Source organism: Microbacterium sp. 13-71-7 (assembly GCF_002257455.1).
Classification (GTDB): domain Bacteria; phylum Actinomycetota; class Actinomycetes; order Actinomycetales; family Microbacteriaceae; genus Microbacterium.
In genome coordinates, this window is record NZ_NCKN01000220.1 from 1 (window position 1) to 6,480 (window position 6,480).

Annotated in this window: 6 protein-coding genes; 3 read left to right on the forward strand and 3 right to left on the reverse strand. The window is 70.9% G+C overall.

The features are described 5' to 3' along the window. Nucleotides 1-250: 250 nt before the first annotated feature. Together B7X32_RS16970 and B7X32_RS16975 are read right to left on the reverse strand one after the other, a co-directional pair. A complete protein-coding gene (locus B7X32_RS16970) occupies nucleotides 251-1,567 on the reverse strand; it encodes an aminotransferase class I/II-fold pyridoxal phosphate-dependent enzyme (RefSeq protein WP_292722283.1) in 1,317 nt (438 codons plus the stop codon). A 78-nt stretch (nucleotides 1,568-1,645) separates the two neighbouring features. After that, nucleotides 1,646-2,098 carry an Lrp/AsnC family transcriptional regulator gene (locus B7X32_RS16975; protein WP_292722285.1) on the reverse strand — a complete coding sequence of 151 codons (453 nt, stop codon included), beginning with the start codon at nucleotides 2,096-2,098 and terminating at the stop codon, nucleotides 1,646-1,648. A 72-nt stretch (nucleotides 2,099-2,170) separates the two neighbouring features. Between B7X32_RS16975 and B7X32_RS16980 the strand changes: the two genes are divergently transcribed. After that, the gene (locus tag B7X32_RS16980) at nucleotides 2,171-3,601 is read left to right on the forward strand and encodes a DUF6421 family protein (RefSeq protein WP_292722288.1); all 1,431 of its coding nucleotides are present in this window, start codon (nucleotides 2,171-2,173) and stop codon (nucleotides 3,599-3,601) included. A gap of 181 nt (nucleotides 3,602-3,782) precedes the next feature. Beyond that, nucleotides 3,783-4,484 carry an SDR family oxidoreductase gene (locus tag B7X32_RS16985; RefSeq protein ID WP_292722290.1) on the forward strand — a complete coding sequence of 234 codons (702 nt, stop codon included), beginning with the start codon at nucleotides 3,783-3,785 and terminating at the stop codon, nucleotides 4,482-4,484. A gap of 55 nt (nucleotides 4,485-4,539) precedes the next feature. On the opposite strand, the gene B7X32_RS16990 is transcribed toward B7X32_RS16985, so the two are convergent. Further along, a complete protein-coding gene (locus B7X32_RS16990) occupies nucleotides 4,540-5,202 on the reverse strand; it encodes a TMEM175 family protein (protein WP_292722292.1) in 663 nt (220 codons plus the stop codon). A gap of 107 nt (nucleotides 5,203-5,309) precedes the next feature. Between B7X32_RS16990 and B7X32_RS16995 the strand changes: the two genes are divergently transcribed. Then, nucleotides 5,310-6,377, forward strand: a complete 1,068-nt coding sequence (locus B7X32_RS16995; protein ID WP_292722296.1) for a beta-eliminating lyase-related protein — start codon at nucleotides 5,310-5,312, stop codon at nucleotides 6,375-6,377. The last annotated feature ends 103 nt before the right edge of the window (nucleotides 6,378-6,480 follow it).

The following is a 6,480-nucleotide window of genomic DNA, read 5'->3' on the forward strand; positions in this document are numbered from 1 at the left end:
CGCGGGGGTCCTGGAATGGACCAGCCCCGCGGGCGCGATCTACATCGACCGGCCACCCGCACCCGTCACGTTCACGATCGAAGATCCGGATCCACCCCCGGATCCCGATCCCGAAGTACCCGGATTCTGACGTACGGCGATCGCGTGCCCATCGCCTAGCGCCGGTCTTCTCGCCTGGCGCCGGTCTTCCCGCCTGGCGCCGCTCTTCCCGCCCAGCGCCGGTCTTCCCGCCTAGCGCCGGTCTTCCCGCCTAGCGCCGGCGGGCGTCGGAGATCGCGGCGCGGAGGTCGTCGGCGAGGGTGCGCAGCTCGGCGTCGCCGAGGGTGTGCGCGGTGAGGCGGATCTGCGGTGAGGCCTCGTCCGCCTCGAGCAGGAACCCGCCGCCCGTGCGCACCAGCCAGCCGCGTCGCATCATCGCCTCGGACACGGCGCGGCCGTCGACGCCGCACTCCACCCACACGTTCAGTCCATCGTCGCCGCGCACCGTGATGCCGCGCTCGCGCAGCAGCGCGCGCAGGGCGTCGCCGCGCTCGGCGTAGTGCGCGCCCGCGCGCTCGAGTGCGGCGGGGGTGTCCGGGTGGTCGAGCATGCCCACGGCGACCCGCTGCAGGATCCGACTGACCCAGGTCTTCCCCGGCGAGAGCCGGGTGCGCAATTGCGCGGCGGTCTCCGGATCCGAGGCGAGGAGCGCGAGCCGCAGATCCGGCCCGAGGAACTTCGACATCGACCGCACGAGCGCCCAGCGCGGATGCCCGTCCGGGATCACGGAGTGATACGGCCGGCGCGACAGCAGCGAGTAGTGGTCGTCCTCGATGATGAGCACGTGCGGCGCTCCGGCGAACACCTCGCGCAACGCCTCCGCACGCTCGGCGGTGAGGCTGATGCCCGTGGGATTGTGCGCGCGCGGCGTGCACACGACCGTGCGGGCGCCCGCATCGATCGCCGCGCGCAGACCCGCGACCGTCATGCCCTCCTCATCGAGGGGGATGCCGACCGGGCGGTATCCGCCGAGCCGGACCACGTTGATGCTGGAGAGGAAGCACGGATCCTCGAGGCCGACCACGTCGCCGTGCGCGAGCGAGGCGACGAGGAGCCGCTCGAGGGCGTCGACCGCACCCGAGGTCACCGAGAGCTCGAAGGGCCGCGGCTGCGCCTCGGCCAGCCATCGCGTCGCCCAGGTGCGCAGCCCCTCGTCGATGAGCGCATCGCCGTAGAGCGCCGGCGTGCGCAGATCGACCTCCGCGAGCACGGGCAGGGGCAGCAGATCGGGGTCGGGGTTTCCGCTGCCGAGGTCGCGCAGCACGGTCTCCGCCGCGAAGCCCTCCTCCTCGGTGCGTACAGGGCCCGCGACCACCGTGCCGCCGCGACCGCGGCTCTCCACCGCGCCGGCACGGGCGAGAGCCCGGTAGGCGGCGGCCACCGTGTTGCGGTTCACGCCGAGGCTGTCCGCGAGGCCGCGCACGGTGGGCAGGCCCTGCCCCGCCGCGAGCGCGCCAGAGCCGATCAGGGCGCGGATCGAGTCGGCGATCTCATGCGCCGTACTGCCCTGGATCGCCGTGTCGCTCACGCCCTCAGCCTATGGGCAGGCGCGGCCCGCCCAGGAGGAACGGCCGACATCCGCGGCCGAGTGCTGATCCGGGGCCGGTCAGCGCGCCGTCGGCACGACAGGGCGGTGCTCGTAGAACGTCTGCAGCACGACCGTCGTCCTGGTGCTCACGTTCGCGGCGAGCCGGATGTCGCGCACGAGCTGCTCCAGGTGCCGCGGCGAGGCGACCCGCGCGAACAGCATGTAGCTGGCGTCGCCTGCGATCGAATGGCACGCCTCGATCGCATCGAGATGCTCGAGCAGCTCCGGCGCGTTGTCGGGCTGGGCGGGATCCAGCGGGGTGATCTCGATGAACGCGGCCAGCGGCTTGCCCACGGCCTCGGCGTCGATGACGGGCCGGTAGCCCGAGATGACACCGCGCGACTCGAGGCGGCGCAGGCGCGCCTGCACGGCCGACACCGACAGCCCCACGGTCTCCGACAGGTGCGCGAGCGTGGCCCGCCCGTCCTGAGAGATGGCAGCCAGGATCGCGAGATCGACAGGATCGTCCATACGTGAAATAATATCGGAGTCAACAAACATTTGCAGGAATATTTCCTGCACTCTCCCCGATCGGAGGTCCCGATGTCCCTCATCACCACTCCCAGCAACGCTCTCATCGGCGAACCCGAGGTCGTCGAGGACGCGTCCGTGGCCGAGAGCAGCGCCGCGTGGACCGTACTCAAGGATGCCGCGATCGCCCTGCGCCCGCTGCAGATCAAGGACGGATCCGTCCCCGACGCGGCCGACCACGATGCCGCCCGCGCGCATGTCGCCGCGATCATCGCCGGCATCCGCGCCCTCGCCCCTGCTTTCCCGCACGACGCCGACTACCTCGAGGCCTCCGTCAAGGACTTCGAGCGCTGGGCCGACGAGGGCTTCGGCGTGCCCGACTTCCTCGACTCGCTGGTCGCGTTCCAGCCGCAGCAGCACCGCATCGACGGCATCCGCCACCTCGTCGTGTTCCCCATGTACACGCAGAACGGATCCAGCGACCGCCTCGTCGAGGCGCTCATCGTCGAGACGATCTGGCCGGAGTTCATCGCCGACCTGGAGGCCGGCGACTACGGCAACAAGCTGTTCGTCTCGCTGCGCCTGATCGACTTCACCCCCGGCTATGACACGAACTCGGCGGTGCTGTTCCCCGAGACCGTCGCGATGCGCGAGATCCCGACGTTCACCTGGGGCGCGATCTTCCAGGACCGCGAGGCCGCCCGCTACCGCCGCGTCGTGCGCGCCGCGAGCGAGATCACCAACCTCGACCTCCCGGAGCGGGCCGCGGCGATGCTCGACGACCAGGAGCTCGCCGAGAAGACGTTCGTGATGTGGGACATCATCCACGACCGCACCCACATGCGCGGCGACCTCCCGTTCGACCCGTTCATGATCAAGCAGCGCATGCCGTTCTTCCTCTACTCGCTCGAGGAGATGCGCTGCGACATGACCGCGTTCCGCGAGTCGGTGAAGATCGAGCGCGCGTTCGACGCCCGCGTCGCCGCCGGAGAGCAGCTCACCGCGAGCGAGCAGGAGATGCACGACTACGCGCACCTCGTGCAGTACGCGGTGATCTTCGACCGCATCTTCCGCTTCTCGATCACCGGAAACCGCACGCGCAACTACGACGCCGTCGGCGGACAGCTGCTGTTCGCCTGGCTGCACCAGCGCGGCGTGCTGCACTGGACCGACACCGCGCTCGCCTTCGACTGGGAGAACGTGCCGGACGCCGTGGTGGCCCTGGGAGACGCGATCGACGACCTGTACTGGCACTCGATCGACCGCCCGAAGGTCGCCCACTGGCTCGCCGCGTACGAGCTGGTCCGCGGCACGCTCACGCCGCACCCGGCCTCGCAGTGGGCACGCGGCCTGTCGGACGAGATCCTCGCCGGCGCCCCCAAGGGCTACACCGACGCCGTGCTGGACGACGAGTTCCCGCTCTCGATGTTCTTCGAGACGCTGGACAAGAAGATGAAGCCGGTCATCGAGTCGACCGTGGGGATCCGCGGCACCGACGACTGAGCTGTCCGCTGGGGGCGCTTCTCACCGTTCGGGGCGCGTCTCACCATGGATCCGTGGTGAGATGCGCCCCGAAACGCCTCTTCCGGCCCCGCACGAGGCCAGCGCTGCAACAATGGCGGCCAGATCCACATACGCCGGATCCGATGAGCATGCCGGATCCCATGACGATGGAGGAACGACGATGACCGTCGCAGGACGCACCGTACTTCTCGCCGGGGCCACGAGCCCCTCCGGCCTCGCGATCGCGCGAGCACTGATCGGCGCCGGCGCGCGCGTGATCGCGGTCGGCCGAGACAGGGGCAAGCTCGACGCCCTCGCGGCCGCGGCGCATCCGGCGGTGGATGCCTCGGCGGACGCGGCGCGCGGCTCGATCCGCGTGGAGAGCTGCTCCCTCACGAACGAGGCCGAGGTCGCCGCGCTCGCGACGCGCCTCGCCGACGACGGCGAGCACATCGACGGCCTCGTGCCGCTGGTCGGCGGCTGGCGCGGCGGCGGCGGCCTCGCCGGGCAGACCGAGGAAGACTATCGCGCCCTCGAGCAGGCCTTCACCGCGGTGCGCGTGACGAGCCGTGCGTTCGACGCCGATCTGCGCGCCTCCGAGGCGGGCCGGTTCGCGATCATCTCCTCGACCGCGGTCGCCCGCCCGCTCGCGGGAGGCGCGAACTACGCCGCCGTCAAGGCGGCGAGCGAGTCCTGGACCCGCGCCGTCGCGCAAGGCTTCGCCAAGGCCGCTCGCGACGCCGAGCAGCCGCTGCGTGCCGCCGCCGTCGTGCTGCGCGTGCGCGGGCTCGACGACGCCATCGACCGGGTCGCGGCGCAGCTCGTGGAGCTGTGGGACGTCGATGCCGCCGAGGTCAACGATCGGATCATCGACCTGGCCTGACCGGTCCGCCCTCGCGCCCATCCCCCGGCGCGCCTGCGTCCGGGTGACGACCTGCTTACGTCCGGCGCGCTCTGCCCCTGCGCGCGATGATCGCCTGCGCCGGGCCGGCGAGCAGCAGGAGGAACATCGCCGCATAGCCGATGTCCGGCACCAGCACCGCGACGATGAGGGAGATCGCGAACAGGCAGCTCATGACGATCTCGGCGATGAGCCCACGACGCAGCGACTCCGGGGCGATGCGATGCAGCTCCGGATGGCCGCGCAGATACAGCCTGGTGCCGAGCATGAGCAGCGACGACGCCAGGAGCGCGCCGATGTAGAGCAGCTTCTGCATCGCGTCCTCGGGCAACGAGCCGAGCATGGCGGTCGCGACCGGCAGCCAGACGATCGTGAACATCCAGCCGACCTGCAGCCAGAGGAGGGCGTTGGTCGCCTTCTCGACGCGGTCGAAGACGCGGTGATGGTTCATCCAGAAGACCGCGATGATGACGAAGCTCAGCGCGAAGCTGAACAGCAGCTTGCTCTCGGCCTGCACGTAATCGAGCGCGCTCCTGCGGTCGCGCGCGAACTCCGACACGTTCTCGAGCAGCGGCAGGATCAGCAGCGTCATCGCGATCGCGACCACCGCATCCTCGAAGGCCTTCAGCCGCTCGGCCGAGAGCAGCGGACGGCTCATCTCGATCGTGGCGCCCTGCGCATCGTCCTCTGCTCGGCTCACTCTCGAATGCTGGCGTACCGGCCGGGATCCGGTCAAGGCGCCGCGCACCGAGGCCCTGGAGCCGCCCGGCGTCATCGTGGCGGGGCACCGCAGAATAGACTCGTCCGGTGACCGTTCTGCATGACAAGGCCCTGCGCGGCTTCGCCTCCGACAACTACTCCGGCATCCACCCCGAGGTGCTCCAGGCGATCGTGGAGGCCAACGACGGCCACCAGATCGCCTACGGCGAGGATCAGTACACCGAGCGGCTGCAGGAGGTCTTCCGCCAGCACTTCGGCGAGGGCGTCGAGGCCTTCCCCGTCTTCAACGGCACGGGCGCGAACGTGACGGGCCTGCAGGCGATGCTCCCCCGCTGGGGCGCGGTGATCGCGGCGACGACCGCGCACATCAACGTCGACGAGGGCGGGGCGCCCGAGCGCATCGGCGGTTTCAAGATCCTCTCCGTCCCCACCGAGGACGGCAAGCTCACGCCCGAGCTCGTCGACCGCGAGGCCTGGGGCTGGGGCGACGAGCACCGCGCCCAGCCGCTGGTCGTCTCGATCACGCAGTCCACCGAGGTCGGCACGCTCTACACCGCGGACGAGATCCGCACCCTGGCCGACCACGTGCACTCCCGCGGCATGAAGCTGCACCTCGACGGCGCCCGGCTCGCGAACGCCGCCGCCGCGCTGGACCTGCCGCTGCGCGCCTTCACCCGCGACGCCGGCGTCGACGTGCTGAGCTTCGGCGGCACCAAGAACGGCGCCATGCTCGGCGAGGCGATCGTCGTGCTCACCCCCGGTGCCGCCGACGGCCTCGTCTACTCCCGCAAGTTCAACATGCAGCTGGCCTCGAAGATGCGCTTCGTGTCGGCGCAGCTCATCGCGCTCCTCGAGGGAGACCTGTGGCTGCGCAACGCCCGCCGGTCCAACGCGATGGCGCAGCGCCTGCGCTCCTCGCTCGAGGCGGGCATCGCCGACGGATCCATCCAGGGCGTGGGCTTCACCCAGCAGACGCAGTCGAACGGGGTCTTCGCGACGCTGCCCGACGGCATCGCCGACCGCCTGCGCGAGACCTTCCGGTTCTACGACTGGGACGCCGCACGCAACGAGGTGCGCTGGATGTGCGGCTTCGACACCGCGGAGGCGGACATCGACGCGCTGGTCGCGCTCGTCGCGCAGGAGACCAGCCGGTAGAGATCCCGGCGCCCCCTCGAACCGCGTCCCGGGCTCAGCGCAGCAGGCCGAGGTGCGCGAGCGCCTGGCGGATGAGCGTGCCGCGCCCGCCCTCCATCTCGGC